Annotated in this window: 16 protein-coding genes; all 16 read left to right on the top strand. The window is 45.4% G+C overall.

Annotated features, from left to right (window positions below):
- Positions 1 to 344: 344 nt before the first annotated feature.
- The 16 genes from ACJA3J_RS19355 (at position 345) to ACJA3J_RS19280 (ending at position 15,901) form a co-directional block, all read left to right on the top strand.
- Positions 345 to 746 (top strand): lipoprotein, encoded by a 402-nt coding sequence (locus ACJA3J_RS19355; RefSeq protein ID WP_115893399.1) that lies wholly within the window; start codon positions 345 to 347, stop codon positions 744 to 746.
- A 222-nt stretch (positions 747 to 968) separates the two neighbouring features.
- Positions 969 to 2,039, top strand: coding sequence for a peptide chain release factor 1 (gene prfA, locus ACJA3J_RS19350; protein ID WP_406945033.1), 1,071 nt, complete (start codon positions 969 to 971; stop codon positions 2,037 to 2,039).
- 1 nt (position 2,040) lies between these two features.
- A complete protein-coding gene (prmC, locus tag ACJA3J_RS19345; protein ID WP_406946332.1) occupies positions 2,041 to 2,904 on the top strand; it encodes a peptide chain release factor N(5)-glutamine methyltransferase in 864 nt (287 codons plus the stop codon).
- Between the two features lie 84 nt (positions 2,905 to 2,988).
- On the top strand, positions 2,989 to 3,585 hold the full coding sequence (spoIIR, locus tag ACJA3J_RS19340; RefSeq protein ID WP_089654977.1) for a stage II sporulation protein R: 597 nt from the start codon (positions 2,989 to 2,991) through the stop codon (positions 3,583 to 3,585).
- Between the two features lie 54 nt (positions 3,586 to 3,639).
- Entirely contained in the window at positions 3,640 to 3,951 is a 312-nt protein-coding gene (locus tag ACJA3J_RS19335; protein WP_089654978.1) for a hypothetical protein, read from the top strand.
- A 223-nt stretch (positions 3,952 to 4,174) separates the two neighbouring features.
- Positions 4,175 to 5,215: an L-threonylcarbamoyladenylate synthase gene (locus ACJA3J_RS19330; RefSeq protein WP_406945032.1), complete on the top strand. Its 1,041-nt coding sequence runs from the start codon at positions 4,175 to 4,177 to the stop codon at positions 5,213 to 5,215.
- A 69-nt stretch (positions 5,216 to 5,284) separates the two neighbouring features.
- Positions 5,285 to 5,812 carry a manganese efflux pump MntP family protein gene (locus ACJA3J_RS19325; protein WP_309545144.1) on the top strand — a complete coding sequence of 176 codons (528 nt, stop codon included), beginning with the start codon at positions 5,285 to 5,287 and terminating at the stop codon, positions 5,810 to 5,812.
- A gap of 71 nt (positions 5,813 to 5,883) precedes the next feature.
- A complete protein-coding gene (locus tag ACJA3J_RS19320) occupies positions 5,884 to 6,492 on the top strand; it encodes a low molecular weight protein arginine phosphatase (RefSeq protein WP_089654981.1) in 609 nt (202 codons plus the stop codon).
- Positions 6,493 to 7,205: 713 nt separating this feature from the next.
- Positions 7,206 to 7,646, top strand: coding sequence for a ribose 5-phosphate isomerase B (gene rpiB, locus ACJA3J_RS19315; protein ID WP_160913978.1), 441 nt, complete (start codon positions 7,206 to 7,208; stop codon positions 7,644 to 7,646).
- Between the two features lie 156 nt (positions 7,647 to 7,802).
- Complete coding sequence (locus ACJA3J_RS19310) at positions 7,803 to 8,366, top strand: TIGR01440 family protein (protein ID WP_406946331.1); 564 nt, start codon at positions 7,803 to 7,805, stop codon at positions 8,364 to 8,366.
- A gap of 23 nt (positions 8,367 to 8,389) precedes the next feature.
- Positions 8,390 to 9,646, top strand: a complete 1,257-nt coding sequence (gene glyA / locus ACJA3J_RS19305; RefSeq protein ID WP_089654984.1) for a serine hydroxymethyltransferase — start codon at positions 8,390 to 8,392, stop codon at positions 9,644 to 9,646.
- A 700-nt stretch (positions 9,647 to 10,346) separates the two neighbouring features.
- Positions 10,347 to 10,979: a uracil phosphoribosyltransferase gene (upp, locus tag ACJA3J_RS19300; RefSeq protein WP_089654985.1), complete on the top strand. Its 633-nt coding sequence runs from the start codon at positions 10,347 to 10,349 to the stop codon at positions 10,977 to 10,979.
- 30 nt (positions 10,980 to 11,009) lie between these two features.
- Positions 11,010 to 12,158, top strand: a complete 1,149-nt coding sequence (wecB, locus tag ACJA3J_RS19295; protein ID WP_115825170.1) for a non-hydrolyzing UDP-N-acetylglucosamine 2-epimerase — start codon at positions 11,010 to 11,012, stop codon at positions 12,156 to 12,158.
- Between the two features lie 702 nt (positions 12,159 to 12,860).
- Positions 12,861 to 15,020: a S8 family serine peptidase gene (locus tag ACJA3J_RS19290; RefSeq protein ID WP_406945031.1), complete on the top strand. Its 2,160-nt coding sequence runs from the start codon at positions 12,861 to 12,863 to the stop codon at positions 15,018 to 15,020.
- A gap of 292 nt (positions 15,021 to 15,312) precedes the next feature.
- A complete protein-coding gene (locus ACJA3J_RS19285; RefSeq protein WP_089652065.1) occupies positions 15,313 to 15,531 on the top strand; it encodes an AtpZ/AtpI family protein in 219 nt (72 codons plus the stop codon).
- 1 nt (position 15,532) lies between these two features.
- Positions 15,533 to 15,901, top strand: coding sequence for an ATP synthase subunit I (locus tag ACJA3J_RS19280; protein ID WP_089652064.1), 369 nt, complete (start codon positions 15,533 to 15,535; stop codon positions 15,899 to 15,901).
- Positions 15,902 to 15,903 lie beyond the last annotated feature (2 nt).

The raw sequence follows: 15,903 nt of genomic DNA, 5'->3' as shown, positions 1-15,903 counted from the left end.
TGAGATCTAAATACCTGAGCCAGGTGCTTAAACGGCTCACTTCCATCTAGTCGGAAATGAACTGTTTCCAGAAATGGTTTCGAGACACCTACATGGTAAAGGGGCGGAAGGGAATGGGGAGACTCCTGTGGGAAAAAAGTGCATGGTGAGACCCCGCAGGACGCAGTCCGAGGAGGCTCACCGCGCTCCCACGGAAAGCGACTCATTCCCCGCAGCCCCCATCCACTCAACAAAAGTCTCTAAACTGAGTCTTCCACAATCCTGCCATTATGTTGAATAACTAATGGAGCATAAGTGGAGTAGTTTCGGAGACAATAACCGTAAAAAGAGAAGAGGTGCAAAAGATGAGACGATTCTTATTAATGGCGGGAATGGCCGTATTTTTGTTGAGTGCTTGCGGGTTGCAGGGAGAAAAATACCAAGGCATGACAAGTCGTGATGATGTAGAGAACATGGGCTACAATAATGAAGTGACTCGAGGACAGGAGAGTCCACGCTCCATGAATAAAGTCGGAGATACGTGGGGCCTTAAACAAGATCGGGAAAATATTGAAAAAGCTGCCGAGCAACTTCCTGGAGTGGAAGTGAAAAGGGTCACGCTTGAAGCAAACCAGGTGTGGGTAACGGCACATTTGGAAGGGGATGAGAAGCTTTCCAACGAAGAAAAAGCCGACTGGGAAAGCCAAATCCGAGAAGCCGTTTATCAAGCAGTCCCCCGATATGATATTCATGTAAAGGTTAAATAACCTTTTGGCAACAACAATAAGTCCATTCCTTAAGAGGAGGGGACAACTAAACTCCGGCCTATGATGGCTTGAGAAAGTTGTTTCCCTTTTCTGACTCTATGGAAGACTGTAGAGACTTAACAATTTCCGTGGACCATCTTTTTTGAGGAATAGGTTGAGCGGTTGTAACCATGACCTCTCTATAATATAATTAGAATGTTATGGAGAAAGAGGTGCATACCATTGATCGAACGTTTACAAACATTAGAAGATCGTTATGAAAAGTTGAACGAATTACTTAGTGATCCTGAAATTATTTCTGATACGAATAAACTGCGTGAGTATTCCAAAGAACAATCTGGACTGCAGGAAACCGTGACTGCTTATCGTGAGTATAAAGAAGTGACAGAGCAGCTGGATGATGCAAAAACGATGCTTGACGACAAAATGGATGCGGATATGGTGGAAATGGTCAAAGAAGAAATTCATGAACTTTCCACACGCAAACAAGACCTTGAAGAACGCTTGAAGGTCCTCATGCTTCCTAAAGACCCGAACGATGATAAGAACGTCATCATGGAAGTGCGCGGGGCAGCGGGTGGAGATGAAGCTGCTCTATTTGCAGGTGATCTTTACCGTATGTACGCGCGCTACGCAGAGGCGCAGGGGTGGAAAACGGAAGTCATTGAAGCGAATGCAAGCGACGTCGGAGGTTATAAAGAAATCATCTTTATGGTGTCGGGAAACATGGCTTATTCCAAGCTGAAGTTCGAAAACGGCGCTCACCGCGTCCAGCGTGTACCTGAAACGGAATCAGGAGGACGCATTCATACTTCTACCGCGACTGTCGTGGTCATGCCTGAAGCGGAAGAAGTCGAAGTGGAGCTGCATGATAAAGATATTCGAGTCGATACCTTCGCATCAAGTGGACCGGGAGGACAGAGTGTCAACACGACCATGTCCGCTGTACGTTTGACGCACGAACCGACGGGAACTGTTGTATCTTGTCAGGACGAGAAATCTCAAATCAAGAACAAAGAGAAGGCAATGAAAGTTCTTCGTGCCCGTGTTTACGATAAGTTTCAGCAGGAAGCACAGGCAGAATACGATGAAAACCGTAAATCTGCTGTAGGTACAGGGGACCGCTCCGAGCGAATCCGTACGTATAACTTTCCGCAAACACGTGTGACAGATCACCGAATCGGTTTGACGTTACAGAAGCTTGATCAGATTCTCCAGGGAAATATGGATGAAATCATTGATGCTCTATTAATCGAAGAGCAAACGAAAAAAATGGAGCAAATTGGTGAATAGTATGCAGCCTACTTTTACGTCGATTCGGGAAGCCCGCCGCTGGGCTTCTCTTTTTTTACAACAACATCACCGGGAACCGAGGGTAGCTGAATTATTACTGGAACATTTTTTGAATTGGACTCCGTCCCAACTTCTAGCTTTTGACGATGAAGCTCTCCCTGCTGAAGTGGAAAAAGATTTCGTACAAGCTGTCAGAAAGCATGCCGACACAGGCATTCCTGTTCAGCATCTTACAGGAGTCGGTCATTTTTATGGACGGGAATTTCAAGTCAATGAGAACGTTTTGATTCCAAGGCCTGAGACTGAAGAGCTGGTCCTTGGCGTTATGGATTATGTACGTGATGAAAACTTGAAAGCTCCTAGTATTGTCGACCTTGGCACTGGAAGTGGTGTCATTGCGGTTACGCTTGCGACCGAACTTCCGGACAGTGATGTAACAGGTGTGGATCTGTCAGAAGAAGCTCTTCGAATAGCTGAAACGAATGCCGCGCAGCATGGTGCTGATGTTCAATTTTATCATGGGAACTTTCTGGAATCGCTGCTTGAGGAGCCGTTCGACATTATCGTTTCCAATCCACCGTATATTGCTTTTTCAGAAAAAGAAAAAATGGATGATACCGTGGTGGATTTCGATCCTGCGATGGCTCTATTTGCTGAGGGAGAAGGGTTGGCTGCTTATAAAACCATCCTTACCCAAATCTCTCATATGAAACAAAAGCCGAAATGCATCGCTTTTGAAATCGGTCATCAGCAAGGGGGAGCGGTATCTGCACTCATCCATGAGCTGTTGCCGGAATTTCTTTCAGAGGTACGAAAAGATATAAACGGGAAGGATCGCATGGTCTTTGCCTTTTCCAGTTTATAAATGAAAGATTGATAGATTTATGGTTTAAAGTCTACGCTCCCTGTCCATACTAGCGACTAGTAGAGGGACAGGGAGGAAAAGAAAATGAAAAACAGTTGGCTCTTATTATTATCTTTATCTATTATTGTTGCAGTCCTTCCATGGGGACAACAATCAAATGCGCAACCTGAATTTCGAGTGATTCCGGATGAAGCCATCCGTCTTCGTATACTAGCGGATAGTAATGATGAGAAGGACCAGACAGTCAAACGTATGGTGAGAGATGAGGTCAATGCTGAAATTACCGAATGGGTAGCCGAATTAACTTCCATCGAAGCAGCCCGGGAATTGATTCAGAGTCGTTTACCAGAGCTCCAGGAAATTGTAGGGCAAACCCTTGAGAAAGAAGGGATCCAACAGGATTATACCGTCGACTACGATTCCACTGTCCAATTTCCAACGAAGCTATATGGTTCCTTCGTCTATCCGGCCGGAGAATATGAAGCAATTCTTATCACATTGGGAGAAGGGAAAGGCGATAACTGGTGGTGTGTATTGTTCCCGCCTCTATGTTTCCTTGACTTTTCAAATGGTACGAGTGTAGCCGAAGCAGAAGAAGTGACGGAAGAAGAAGTAGAGGAAGAAGAGGAAGAAGAAGTGCAGTTCTTTGTCGTTAAAATATGGGAAAGCATCTTTTCCTAGCATAGAATCCACAACCCTTTTCATAGAGTAGAACAAAGGGGTGTGGATTCTATTATGTATATCGAACAAGTAGAAGATGAGCTGTATCAGTTGAAAAAAGCCGGTCAGCCGATTGGATCTTTCCGGTTGATCCAATTATCCAGGGGAGCAGGCAAGCTTGAACAGCTTCAAGTGAAAGATCATATTTCTCCCGGTAGGATCTTAGAGGTATTCGAAGTGATTCAGACCTATGTGGAAAAAGTAGGGTTAAGAGAACTGCATGTGGAAAGCCATTCCGACACACTCGACTTTCTTCTCCAACACCAACAGTTCAAGAAAATGGATGTCGAAAAAAGATTGTGGATATATGAAGTTAACCACAGTTAATTGTGCATAAGTCGCTTATTTATTCACAAAAAGGCTATTATTTGTTAATAACTTGTGAATGAAAAAATTTCACCCTCAAAATTACTAACGGATTCTTTGGATATGTGGGTAATATTGTGGATAACTTGAGGACATCTTGTGAATAATGTCTAAATTTGCGATATTTTGTAGAATTAATCATAATAGACAATGACAACAGATACGGAATAAAGGGGTACGTACGATGAGTATGGAAACGAAATGGTGGAAACAAAGGAAAAATCCAAGAGATTTGGATGCTCAAGTTCAAGAAGCTTCAGCACTTCTAAAGGAAAAGCAGGTGGTCGCTTTTCCGACGGAAACAGTCTACGGTTTAGGTGCGGATGCAACGGAAGAAGAGGCAGTACAACGGATTTTTGAAGCTAAAGGTCGACCAGCAGATAATCCTTTAATTGTTCATGTGGCGGATGAGGATCAAGTGAGTCAATTAGTTTCAGAGATTTCCCCTGTCGCACGGAAACTGATGGACGAATTTTGGCCTGGACCGTTAACTCTTGTTCTTAAGAGTAATGGGACAGCCGCTGAAAATGTGACGGCGGGATTATCCACCCTTGGAATTCGAATGCCAGATCATCCCCTTGCCCTTTCCTTGCTTCGTAAAACAGGAAAACCATTAGCTGCTCCAAGCGCAAATCGATCAGGCCGACCAAGCCCGACAACGGCCGATCACGTCTATCAAGATTTGGATGGTAAAATTGCCGGTATCCTGGACGGAGGTCCGACAGGGGTGGGAGTGGAATCGACCGTCGTGGACTGCACGACTGAAATTCCTATCATCTTAAGGCCGGGCGGGGTAACGAAGGAAGATTTAGAAAAAATTCTCCCGCAAGTCATGATGGATCCTGCTCTGGCTGATGAAAAACAGAAGCCTAAATCACCGGGGATGAAGTATACGCACTATGCGCCGGAATCACCGCTTTGGCTGGTGGATGGCAATGATGATTTCTTTTCCGATCAACTTCAACATTTGAAGGAAGATGGAAATAGAGTCGGAGTGATTGCAAGTGATGAACTAGCAGAAAAACTCGACCATCACCCCCTTATACGCTGTGGTTCAAGGTTTCAACTTGATCAAGTAGCAGAAAAACTTTATGGAGCCTTAAGGGAATTCAAAAAGTCTGATGTGGACCTGATTTTATGTGAAACTTTTTCTGAAACAGGGGTAGGAGCGGCTATTATGAATCGATTAAATAAAGCCGCTGTAAAAAGAATCCAGACCTACTGACATACGACCCTCCTCCCATGCATACGATGATATAGCATGTCCGGGGAGGGGAACTTTCAGTTGGAGCATATGACATCATTAATCTTGTTATCGATTGCTTTAGGTCTCGACGCATTCTCTGTTTCTTTAGGGATGGGGTTGCAAGCAGTAAGGTTAAGGCACGCATTTTTCACTGGGATTGTCATCGGGGTTTTTCATATGTTCATGCCAGGATTAGGAATCCTACTTGGAAAATGGCTTTCTGATAGTGCGGCAGAATGGGCTGAATTGTCGGGAGGAGTCATGTTGTTCGGCTTAGGAGCTTATGCGGTCTTTGCTTCGTTTACTGAGAAGCATTCGGTTTCATACCGAATGACGGGCATCGGACTGTGGTTATTCGCATTAAGCGTAAGCATCGATAGCTTTCCAGTTGGATTCAGTTTAGGCTTAAGGGAAGCGGAAATGTTTATATCTGTTCTTTCCTTCGGTGTATTCAGTATGGTGTTGACGTGGACAGGCTTCATTATTGGACGTCGAGCAGGAGGTTTGCTTGGAACATACAGTGAACTTCTTGGAGGAAGTATTTTGTGTGCCTTAGGATTGAATGCCATTTTTTAACAGGTTTTCCGTCTGATTTGTACCTATGGTACTATATAGAAAATGGACTATCGATGAGGGGAAGATTGGCTATGAATATATTATTTGTCTGTACTGGAAATACATGCCGAAGTCCAATGGCTGAAGCATTGCTAAAATCGAAATTGGAAGAAGGAAATGTTCAATCCGCGGGAATTTTTGCGGGAAAAGGCGAGCCTTTGGCTAAGAATTCAGAACTCGTTCTTCGGGAAATCGATTTAAATCTGAACCATCAAACAAGGCCCATCGATTCAGATCTTCTGGAATGGGCAGACCTTGTTCTCACCATGACAGATCGACATAAACAAACCCTCGCACTCCAATACCCGGACCATCAAGAAAAATACTACACGCTCAAAGAATACGTGCTCATTGATGAAAATCAATGGAAACATTTAAAGAACCTTTATGCAGCCTTTGAAGAAAAGCGTTTATCCATCTTGAATGAATTTAAAGGTAAGGTCGATGAGCAGGAACTGGAACAGAAGTTGTTCGATGAACTTGAAGAAGAAATAAAAGAAATTGACCAGCGAGAGAAAGAACTGCCAGATTTGAATATCATAGACCCTTTCGGCGGGAATATCTCCATCTATCGGAATACCCGTGACGAGCTGGACCACTACATTGAACGTCTCGTAGAAAAACTTCGCGACGAGGAATAAACCGGTTTCCCCAAGCGTAACATCCTCGTCGTCCTACGTTTTTATAACTGCAATTATACATATACAAAAATCCCAGAGACCCCTCTGGGATTTTTTATATCCTCCTCTTCCAGAAAAGCTCCCGATTGTGGAAGACTCAGTTTCGAGACTTTTGTGTTAGAGATTCGGGGCTGCGGTGGATGACTCGCTTTCCGCGGGAGCGCGGTGAGCCTCCTCGAGCTTCGCTCTGCGGGGTCTCACCATGCACTTTTTCCCCGCAGGAGTCTCGCCATCCCCCTCCGCCCCTTGCCGTAAAATATTCTTGAAACTAACCTTCCACCAACAGGGGATTTTATGGTTAAGAATCCTATATCGACACGGTTTAAGCAGGATTAAAAACAATTTTAGGCAGGGTACTATAAGAGGGATTTCGAGTACCTCATATGGCAAAGGGGCGGAGGGAAACGGTGAGACTCCTGTGGGAAGTGCGTGGTAGATGAGACCCCGCAGAGCGTTAGCTCGAGGAGGCTCATCACTCGCCCACGGAAATCGAACCTTTTCCCGGAGCCCCTAGAATCCTACAAAAGTCTCGAAACTGAGTCTTACACAATCCTGCCAAATACTTTAATAAAAAAGCAGGGTCGGTAGATGGGAAGAGTGGGATGGAGAGCATTGACATGGGGGAGGGAAACTGTCACGATAAGGTTGATATTAGAAGACGGGAGTGTCTATAGATGAAAGTGATCCTTGCCTCCGACCATGGCGGAGTGAATTTACGTAAAGAAGTAGCAGACGTTTTGAATGAACTTGAAGTAGAATTCGAAGACATCGGGTGTGATTGTGAAAGTTCCGTCGACTATCCAGACTACGCAATCCCTGCAGCGGAACGTGTAGCAAACGGAGAATTTGATAAAGCGATCCTCATCTGTGGAACGGGAATCGGTATGTCGATCTCCGCTAATAAAGTGAAGGGAATTCGTGCCGCATTGGTGCATGACCTTTTCACGGCTAAAGTCACTCGTGAACATAACGACTCGAACGTCTTATGTATGGGCGAGCGCGTCATCGGACCAGGTCTAGCCCGTGAAATTGCGAGAACATGGGTGTCTACAGACTTTGAAGCAGGCCGTCACGAAAGACGTGTAAGTAAGATTGCCGAATATGAAAATAAGTAATACAATGGGATATAGAAAAGCTGAAGCTTTTTAATAGCTGATGCTGACAATTGAAGGAGGAGCCTGACGCTTCTCCTTTTTTTGTAAAACAAACCGCTTATAGGGAGATTTCCCCTATTTGTGCTGACACATAGAGGAGGTAGAAAAGTGACGGATGTGAAGAAGATTCAAACGGATGTCCGTTCTGTTGTAGATCAGCTAATGGAAACAAGCAGCCTTCAACCGGGTGTATTTGTCATTGGCTGTTCGACAAGTGAGATTGCAGGGGAAAGAATCGGTACTTCAGGAAGTGAAGCCATTGCTGAAGTGGTTTTCAGTGAACTGCAAAACCTTTCGGAGCGCTCCGGCGTTCATCTCGCTTTCCAGTGTTGTGAACATTTGAATCGTTCATTAGTGGTCGACCGTTCAGTGATGGAAGAGCACCGTTTGACAGAAGTTTCTGCTATTCCTGTTCCGACAGCGGGCGGTTCGATGGCCTCCTTCGCTTATAAGCATATGAAAGATCCAGTGCTTGTGGAGCAGATAGAAGCCAAAGGTGGACTTGATATCGGTGACACACTTATCGGGATGCATTTGAAGCGTGTAGCCGTTCCACTTCGCATGGCTCAGAAAAACATCGGCCACGCCCACATTACGGCAGCGAAAACCCGACCTCCTCTCATTGGTGGGGCACGTGCGGTTTATGTAAGTCAAGAAGAAGCAGGTTCTTGTGATCATTAGGAATGGAAAGGGGAAGCTAGACCATGAATCATGTAAAATCAGCAGATGCAGAAATTTTTGCAGCCGTCCAAGATGAAAGACAACGCCAACAGGATAATATTGAATTGATTGCTTCAGAAAACTTCGTTTCAGAAGCGGTTATGGAAACGATGGGTTCTGTGCTTACGAATAAATATGCGGAAGGCTATCCGGGCCGTCGTTACTATGGTGGTTGTGAACACGTAGACGTTGTTGAAAACTTAGCTCGCGACCGCGCGAAAGAACTGTTTGGCGCCGATCATGCAAATGTTCAGCCACACTCTGGTGCACAAGCAAATATGGCCGTATATTTCACCGTGCTTGACCATGGAGATACAGTCCTCGGTATGAATTTGAATCATGGCGGTCACTTGACCCATGGCAGCCCCGTTAACTTTAGCGGTAAGTTGTACAATTTTGAAGAGTACGGTGTGGACGAAAAGGATGAAACGATTGATTATGAGGCAGTACTTCAGAAGGCCAAAGAAGTGCAACCTAAATTGATCGTAGCAGGTGCCAGCGCGTACCCGAGAGAAATCGATTTTGCTAAATTCCGTGAAATCGCTGATGAGGTTGGAGCTTACCTCATGGTCGACATGGCACATATCGCAGGGCTAGTCGCTACAGGTCTACATCCGAACCCTGTACCACACGCTCATTTCGTTACAACAACGACCCATAAAACATTGCGCGGCCCTCGTGGTGGAATGATTCTTTGTGAAGAATCTTTCGCTAAGAAGATCGACAAAACTGTGTTCCCAGGCATGCAAGGCGGACCTTTGATGCATATCATTGCAGCAAAAGCTGTTTCCTTTAAGGAAGCTTTGCAGCCGGAGTTCAAAGAATATTCCCGTCAAATCATCGCCAATGCGAAGCAACTGGGTGAATCCCTTGTTGAAAAAGGGGTAGACCTCGTTTCTGATGGCACAGACAACCACTTACTCTTACTTGACTTACGCAGCAAAGGCTTGACCGGCAAAGTTGTCGAAAAAGCTTTAGACGAAATCGGTATTACGACAAACAAAAATGCCATCCCGTTTGATCCTGAAAGCCCGTTTGTCACAAGCGGTATCCGTATCGGTACAGCGGCGGTTACAAGCCGTGGCTTTAAGGAAGCGGAAATGGAAGAAATTGCAGATCTGATCGCGTTCACTCTAGACCATCACGAGGATGAAGCGAAAATGAAAGAAGCGGAAAAACGCGTACGTGAATTAACGTCCCGCTTCCCGTTATATCAGACACTCAACTTTTCTTCCATTTAATGAATGGAACCACCCAGAGCCACTAGATCAATCTAGTGGCTCTTATTAAAGAATCTGGCAGGATAGTGTAAGACTTGATTTCGAGATGTTTAGGGGTTCGTTATCATGTTGAGTGTCAAGGGTGGATGGGAAGCTACTCGCTTTCCTGTGGGGGAGCGCCGAGCTTCCTCGGACTACGTCCTGCGGGATCTCGCCTATCTCCTTCTCCCACGGGAGTCTCGCAGCTTCCCAACTACCCCATGCAACGTATGCGGGTAACGAACCACTACACCGGGGGAGACTGTCTTCCACTATCCTGGTATTATATGCATAAAACGCTCTATAGCAATTTTTACTCCCCCAAAATAGCCAACGTGGGAGTTAGTTTTTCTTCTGTTTTAACTGGGGTAAAAAGCTGTATATTCTGGATGTGGTTTCGAGAAACTTATATGGCAAAGGGGCGGAGGGAAACGGTGAGACTCCTATGGGACGTGTGGGACAGGTGAGACCCCGGAAGGCGTAGCCTGAGGAGGCTCACCGCCCGCCCCATGGAAAGCGAACTGTTTCCCGGAGCCCCTAAACTCCAACAAACATCTCGAAACTGAGTCTTCAAGAAAAGGGAGTATTTCTGTAATAATTCGTAATACGATCATAGGTTGCGGAGAGGGTTCTTTTTCTGTACAATTTAAAGGATGTAAATTTTCAGAAGGAGTGAATGGCAATGGCAAACGTTTATGTACTGGATCACCCATTGATTCAACATAAGTTGACGTACATACGTAAAAAAGAGACAGGGACGAAAGACTTCCGTGAATTAGTAGATGAAGTAGCAGCGCTTATGGCCTTTGAAATCACCCGAGACCTTCCACTAGAAGAAGTGTCGATCGATACACCAGTCGTAGAGGATGCGAAGGCAAAAGTACTGACAGGGAAAAAGATCGGACTTGTTCCTATTCTAAGAGCTGGGCTTGGTATGGTGGATGGAATTATCCAATTGATTCCAGCTGCAAAAATCGGACACGTGGGACTTTATCGTGATCCAGAAACATTGCAGCCCGTCGAATATTATGTGAAGCTTCCAAGTGATATCGAAGAACGTGAACTGATTGTCATCGATCCGATGCTTGCGACAGGCGGATCAGCCAATGAAGCAATCCACTCCTTGAAGAAACGTGGAGCACGACAAATTCGTTTGATGTGTCTAGTAGCTGCCCCGGAAGGTGTAGAAGCTGTGCAGGAAGAACATCCTGATGTGGACATCTATCTTGCCGCTCTTGATGAGAAATTGAACGAAAAAGGATATATCGTACCAGGTTTAGGAGATGCAGGAGACCGTTTGTACGGAACTAAATAAAACCACTTCCTCATTAAAGGAGGAGCACTCATGACAGAAAGAATTAAAGTAATGACGATATTTGGGACAAGACCGGAAGCTATAAAAATGGCACCGCTCGTTCTTGAATTAAAAAAACGTACGGAACAGTTTGAACCAATTGTTGCTGTAACCGCTCAGCACAGAGAAATGCTGGACCAAGTGTTGAATATTTTTGATATCGAACCTGATTTTGATCTTGATATCATGAAAGCCCGCCAGTCACTTGCTCAGGTAACCACTCGTGCTTTGGAAGGTTTAGATGAAGTGATGAAAGAAACGAAACCGGATGTAGTTCTTGTCCATGGGGATACGACGACAACATTCGCCGCTTCTCTGGCTGCCTACTACAACCAGATTCCTGTGGGCCATGTGGAAGCAGGACTGCGGACATGGAACAAGTACTCCCCGTTCCCTGAAGAAATGAACCGTCAGTTAACAGGTGTCATGGCAGACCTTCATTTTGCACCGACGAATAAATCAAGAGATAACCTTCTTGCTGAAAATAAGTCGGAGGACAACATTTTTGTAACCGGGAATACAGCCATTGATGCTTTACAAACAACGGTAGCGGAAGACTACGCCTCCGAGGTGCTCGAGGAAGTAGGAGATAAACGTCTTGTCCTCATGACGGCCCACCGCCGTGAAAACCTTGGAAACAACATGAAGCAAATGTTCCGCGCCATCAAGCGCCTTGTACAGGAACATGATGATATTCAGGTCGTCTATCCGGTTCACTTAAATCCGGTGGTCAAGGAGACAGCCGACGAAATCTTAGGAAATGACGATCGAATCAAGCTGATCGAGCCTCTTGATGTCATCGATTTCCACAATTTCGCATCAAGAGCCCATCTCATTTTGACCGATTCAGGCGGCGTCCAAGAAGAAGCTCCTTCCTTGGGTGTCCCTGTCCTCGTCCTTCGTGACACGACAGAACGTCCGGAGGGAATTGAGGCAGGTACATTGAAGCTTGCAGGAACGGAAGAAGATCACATCTTCCATCTGGCTCATGAATTGTTATCTGATGACCAAAAACATGAAGCGATGGCCAAAGCCTCCAACCCGTATGGAGACGGACAAGCTTCTGCCCGCATTGCAGAGGCGATTCGTTACTTCTTCAAACATCGCGAAGACAAACCAGCGCCATTCGAAATTGAATAAGAATCACAAAAAGGACGAGGTCACCCAGACCCCGTCCTTTTGCTTTATCATAAAACTAACCTTCTTCCATAATATCTCCCTTTAGTTGAAGACTCAGTTTCGAGATGTTCCGGGGTTCGTTGCCTGGGTTGTGCGTCAGGGGTGGTTGGGAAGCTACTCGCTTTCCTGCGGGGATGACGGCAAGTCTCCTCGTGCTTCACACTGCGGGGTCTCGCCAGCCAATCCATTCCCGCGGGAGTCTCGCAGCTTCCCAACCATCCCATTCGATGAATGTGAGAAACGAACCCCTTCGACAAGTTAGATGGCCTTCCACTATCCCACTTTTAGAAGCATAAAACGCTCTACATCAAGCTCTCATGATCGAAATGACCAATGAGGTTCGTTTATATTATCCCATCCACTTGAGCATACAATCAGAGTTTCCGAGAAGCGGTTTCGAGACACTTACATGGTCAAGGGGCGGAGGGAAACGGTGAGACTCCTATGGGACGTGTGGGACAGGTGAGACCCCACAGGACGAAGTCCGAGGAGGCTCACCGCCCGCCCCATGGAAAGCGAACTGTTTCCCGGAGCCCCTAAACGCACACACAAACATCTCGAAACTGAGTCTTACACAATACTGCCATTTTATTTAAGATCCTTTAAAGCTTTCGCATAAACGTGTAGCTATGACAAATGCTATGGAAAAAGGAGCACAAGCTTATGCGATATGGGATTATCTTTTTTACATGCCTATTTATATTGACCGGATTCAGTGCTCCTGAACCGAACGATGAAGTGACCATCATTGTCGAATTAGACGAATCACCCGAGAGTTTCTTAAAGGAAGTAGAACGAAGGCTTCCGCGGCTTGAAGTAGTGACGAGTTACGATACGATTTTTTATGGAGTAGCGATTAGAGGGACAGCAGAAGAGTTGGAAAAAGTGGCGAGGATGGAAGCTGTGAAAAATCAGTATCCTGTCCACACCTACGAAGCACTAGAGGTGGAAGAAGGTGTGTCTTTTTCTACTGAATCCATCAGAAATCAAATGCGCCATCCGCAAACAGGGGAAGGTGTGAAGGTTGGAATCATAGATACAGGGATCGACTACAACCACCCAGATCTAAAAGAGAATTTCAAAGGTGGCTATGACACGGTTGATTTTGACGATGATCCTATGGAAACCGAGGAGGAGGGGGCGACGATTCATGGCACGCACGTCGCCGGTGTTGTAGGGGCGAATGGAAAAATGAAAGGAATTGCACCAGATGCTGATCTTTATGCATACCGCGCGTTAGGGCCTGGAGGGGTAGGGTCGTCTGTACAAGTCATTGCAGCGATAGAAGAAGCTGTCAAGGATGGGATGGATGTCATCAACCTTTCTTTAGGAAATGACGTGAATGGTCCAGACTGGCCAACGACCCACGCTGTTAATAAAGCCATAGAGTTAGGAACAGTTGTTGTTGTAGCCGCAGGCAATTCTGGGCCGGATGGTTGGACGATTGGTTCTCCCGCTACTTCTTCAGACGCGATCACGGTAGGGGCTTCTGCTTTATCTATGAAGTCCCCTGTTCTGAAGGTCCCGGGTGAAAGGGAAAAGGTTTTGATTCAAACGATGTCTGGATCCGTTCCTTGGGAATTAACGAAAAAATATCCGGTCACCTATGCAGGGACGGGGGAAGCAGAGTATGGTGATGTGCGTGGAAAGATTGTCTTGTTTGAAAGAGGTGGCATTCCTTTTAGCCATAAAGCTTTAAAGGCCTACCAAAAAGGTGCGGTCGCTGTACTGATCTTCAATAATGAAGAAGGCAATTTTCAAGGAGGATTAGATGGAGTGAAACTGCCCATTCCTGTAGCCTCTCTATCGAACGAAGCCGGAAACTGGTTGAAGGAAAAAGTCATACAACAAAATCAATGGGTTGAAACAATAAATGTTTCTTTAGGTGATCAGGTTGCTCCCTTCAGCTCGAGAGGGCCAGTCACAACGAATTGGGAAATCAAACCGGATATTCTGGCACCTGGGGTCGATATATACAGTACAGTTCCAGGAGGTTATCAATCGTTGCAAGGGACAAGTATGGCTGCCCCTCATGTGGCGGGGATGGCGGCGTTAATCAAAGAGGCCCATCCGGATTGGAAACCTGCAGAAGTCAAACAGGCGCTGACAAGTACAGCGGATTTAATCCTGACAGGAAAACAGCCTTTTCCACCTACAGAACAAGGGGCTGGTTATGTCGATCTTAACGAAGCTCTGAAACCTGAACTGCTCATCGAGCAAAGCTCACTCTCTTTCGGAAAAATCGAAGATCGTATTTACCGTAAACAATTGCCTTTAACGATAAAGAACTTAAAAGACGAACCTGTTACCATTTCAATTGAAAAGCCGGTAATGGAAAGTGGAGTTTCTTGGACGATGCCAATGTCGGCAAAAATAGATCCTGGACAAACGGAGGAACTGTCTGTTGAACTCCGTGTATCTGCCGCTTTTTTAGAAGATGGGGTTCATGAAGGTTTTCTTAAAATCCAAGAGAAAGAAAAAGTGTACACCATCCCCTATGTGTATGTAAAAGAAACATCGAGTTATGAGATTGTATCAGGGTTTGAACTGGAGACGTCCTGGCAAAACGATCGGGTGGCGGCTTATCGTTTTCACTTAGCTGAAGATGTAGATGAATTGAGAGTCGATTTATACCGGGCAGGTACGATGTTAACGGCGGGTACTCTATTGGATGTAAAAGATTTGCAACCCGGACTGATTGAAGGTGAAGTGAATATTGATGACCTGAACTTAGAGGGAAGTTATCTTGCCATCATAACCATTGGGAAAGATAAAAAAGAGTCGATCTATCCATTTCCTATTTATATAGAAGGAAGCCGGTAAAAAACGCTGCGCATAGAAGCGCAGCGTTTTTAAATGAGGGAAAAGATGGTGTGTAGAACGAGAGTTGGAATAGATAATATTTGTATTGTGTTCCATATATTTGAATGGTGTGTAAATTCGACGTAAATGTGACGAAAATGTGATCGAATTTTGTCTTTCATTTGTACTTTTACTCACAAACTCATTGACATCAAACCACCCCTATTGTATTCTTACATAGTGTGGAATGATAAGGTTTTCATAGGTGACATACAAGGTTTTCAGCCACTAGAAAATTGTGGAGGAAGAGCGGATGAAACAGACCGAACCACCCTTCAAAGCAATGGCTTTAACCAGCATGATCACATCCCAACTCGCAGGCGGCCCTTTAGCCGGCGTTTTCCTCGGGAAATGGATCGATGGTCACTATTCCACGGAACCCATTTTCTTAATCATAGGATTACTCCTCGGGTTAGGGGCAGGTACATATGGGACCATTCATTTAGTACGGACGTACACGGGAGACGATTGACATGCAAGGATATCAACAGATGATGACCCGTCAGCGAAAATGGATGTTCTACCTTCTGGCTATATTTGTACTTGGTTGGGGCATCACCCCTTGGCAACCGATTTTCCTCGGACTTCTGTTAGGAAGTGCATTGAGCTTCTACAACCTCTGGCTCATGCAAAGAAAGATCCGCAAGCTCGGCGAAGCTTCCGCAGATAACCGCTCCGTAAGAGGAATTGGTACGTTTACGCGACTGGCTTCCGGTGCATTAGCCGTAGTCATCGCCCTTCAGTTTGAAGAATATTTCCATTTGATTTCAGTAGTTTTGGGCTTAATGGCAGCCTATATTGTCATTTTAATAGATTATCTGTTCAATAAATCAACAGTTTAGCA

The organism is Halobacillus sp. SY10 (assembly GCF_045401165.1).
Classification (GTDB): domain Bacteria; phylum Bacillota; class Bacilli; order Bacillales; family Halobacillaceae; genus Halobacillus; species Halobacillus aidingensis.
The sequence above is the reverse complement of the archived record's forward strand: the minus strand, read 5'-3'. Positions and strand labels throughout refer to the sequence as shown.